A 3,161-nucleotide genomic window follows, 5' to 3' on the forward strand; every position below is an offset into this window, starting at 1 on the left:
GCCCGCTGCAGCGAAGCCTTTGAGGTGACTTTGCCGCTGCGGGAGATTTTCAACCAGCCTAAGCTGGCAGCGCTGGCGGCCTTTATCGACAGCTGTGACCGGGGACTGCAAGGTCCGCCGCTCCTACCGGTGTCCCGAGAGCAAGCCTTACCCCTGTCTTATGCACAGCAAAGGCTATGGCTGCTGGATAAAATCGACGGCGGCAGTGCCCATTACAATATGCCGGCGGCGTTAAAACTGACTGGCACCCTCAACCAGGACGCCTTGAAGCAGGCCTTTAGCGCTATCGTGGCGCGTCATGAAAGCCTACGTACATGTTTTATTGGCGGCGATGACGGCGAGCCAATCCAGGTGCTCCAAGAAGCGGACACTTTTGATATCCCGTTTACGGACTTATCGACACTAACGATAGGGATCCGCGAGGCTGAAATTGCTGAAGTGATCGCTAAAGAGGCGGTCAGCGCTTTTGACCTGAGCCAGGATTTAATGCTTCGGACGCGACTGCTAAAAGTCTCCGATCTAGAGCATATTTTTCTGGTGACCATGCACCATATCGCTTCAGATGGCTGGTCCATGGGCATATTGGTGAATGAGTTTAGCCAGCTGTATCGCGCTTATGTTCAGGGAGAAGAAGCGTCTCTGGCTCCCTTGGCCATTCAGTATGGCGACTATGCTTACTGGCAGCGCCAATGGCTGCAAGGCGACGTGCTAGAGCAGCAGTTAGACTACTGGCAAAATCAGCTGTCGTACTTGCCTGTGGTGCATAGCCTGCCGTTGGATTATGCCAGACCTATGGTGCAAAGCTTTACCGGTGATGTTCATGCCAGCAGTCTTGATAAAAACGATGTCGCGCGTTTGACAGCCTTGTGTCAATCTCATGGTGCCACCTTGTTTATGGGGCTGCATGCTGCGTTTTCGGTTTTATTATCCCGCTATAGTAACGAGCAGGATATCGTGGTCGGCACGCCGGTGGCGAATCGGGAGCAATCAGAAATTGCCGAGCTAATAGGCTTTTTTGTCAATACGCTGGTGCTGCGCAGCGATTTATCGGGCAGTCCAAGTTTTCATGATTTACTGGGGCAGAGCAAGCGCTGTTTGCTCGATGCCTATGACCATCAGCAGGTGCCGTTTGAACAAATCGTTGACCGTTTGCAGCCCGAGCGCAGCCTGAGTCACAGCCCGCTGTTTCAGGTGATGCTATCGCTGCAAAACAATGATCAGGGCAGCTTATCGTTGCCGGGATTAGAGTTGTCGATGGTGGAAGGCGGCGGACAAACCGCGAAGTTCGACCTGACCCTGAATATGGCAGAGGAGGCTGGTGGCCTCGGGCTCTATTGGGAGTTTAATACGGCTGTCTTTAAAGACGAGACGATAGTGCGTATGGCGGAGCACTTTGAGGTGTTGCTGAGCGCCCTGTTGCAGTCACCTGAGCGAGATGTGTTCAGTCATGAATTGGTGACCAGCCGGGAGCGTGAACAGCTGCTTGAAAGCAGTCAGGATATTGAGTGCTTAACCAGCTGCCTGCATGAATTATTTGAAGAGCAGGCAGCGCGCCACCCGGAGAAAATAGCCCTAGTATATGAAGCAAGCCGTCTTAGTTATGGCGAGTTAAACCGCCGCGCCAACCAATTAGCTCGCTACCTGACAGCACAGGGAGTGAAGCCGGATACTTTAGTGGGACTTTGCGTTGAGCGCTCGCTGGAGACGGTGGTCGGTATGTTGGCTATTCTCAAGGCAGGCGGGGCCTATGTACCGCTTGACCCAGCCAATCCACAGTCCCGCCTGACGTATATGCTTGAAGACAGCGGTGTGCAAACCGTGCTGACTTCACAAGCGGTGCTGGCGCAATTACCGGTGTTGGCGGATAAGGCCCTGTGTCTGGATGACGAAGCCGTACAGGCACAGTTGTCGGACATGTCGGTGCAGAACCTGTCGGTATCTTCGCTGGGCCTTGCGTCCCATCATCTGGCTTATGTTATTTATACCTCAGGCTCTACCGGGCAACCTAAAGGGGTGCTGGTACAGCATAATAATGTGACCCGCCTACTAGGCACCTCACAAGCGCATTTTGACTTTAGTGAAGCTGATGTCTGGACCCTGTTCCATTCCTACGCCTTTGACTTCTCGGTGTGGGAGATTTGGGGAGCGTTGGCCTATGGCGGACGTTTAGTGATAGTGCCTTACTGGGTATCGCGCTCGAGCGGAGATTTCTACCAGTTGTTGGTGCAGGAAAAAGTGACGGTCTTAAACCAGACCCCGAGCGCCTTTAACCTGTTGATTGCCGAAGACAGCCGTCGGGATGAACCGCTGGCGCTGCGCTATGTGGTTTTTGGCGGGGAAGCCCTGAATTTCACTCAGCTTAAACCTTGGGTGGCGCGCCATGGCGATAACACCCCAGAGTTGGTCAATATGTATGGGATCACCGAAACCACAGTGCATGTTACCTATCGACGTATTCGGGAACAAGATCTGACGCAAGGTCGGGGTGCGAGCCTGATAGGTAAGCCACTGGCAGATCTGGATATTCTGTTGTTGAATGAAAAACAAGTGCTGGTACCGGACGGTATTGGTGGTGAAATGTATGTCAGCGGCCATGGGGTTAGCCGGGGCTACTTAAATCGGGAAGAGTTGAGTGCTGAGCGTTTTGTGTGTTTACCGGGACAGGGTGTGAAACGCTTTTACCGCACCGGCGATCTGGCGCGCCGACAGGAGGGAGGTGAGCTTGAATATTTGGGACGAATAGATCACCAGGTGAAGGTACGGGGCTTTCGTATAGAGCTGGGTGAAATAGAGCATGCTCTAGCAACTCATAGTGACATTCAGGAAGCCCTAGTGTTGGCTCGGGACAATGGAGAAAACAACAGCCAGCTGGTCGCTTATCTAGTGGTTGGCGACAGTGAAAGGGAAACAGGGGCCTTGATAGAGGATGTTAAGGGGCATATTCGTCAGGCTTTACCGGAGTACATGGTGCCGTCGGCGTATATGATACTGGAAGCTTTGCCGTTGACAGCGAATGGTAAAGTCAATGTTAAGGCACTGCCGGAGCCAGATATTGGATTATCCAGAGCGGAGTATGTAGCCCCTAAATCGGATACGGAACGGGCGTTATGCAGCATTTGGCAGCAAGTGCTGGAGGTGGAACGAGTCGGAATTATGGATAA

At 53.0% G+C, this 3,161-nt stretch carries 1 protein-coding gene; it reads left to right on the forward strand.

Features of this window, described 5'->3' with window-relative positions; genetic code table 11:
* Nucleotides 1–3,161 (forward strand): amino acid adenylation domain-containing protein (locus EXT47_RS23540; RefSeq protein WP_130127739.1); only part of this gene is annotated, 3,161 nt, incomplete at both ends.

Origin of the sequence: Pseudoalteromonas sp. CO342X (assembly GCF_004208915.1) — a bacterium.
GTDB lineage: Bacteria > Pseudomonadota > Gammaproteobacteria > Enterobacterales > Alteromonadaceae > Pseudoalteromonas > Pseudoalteromonas maricaloris.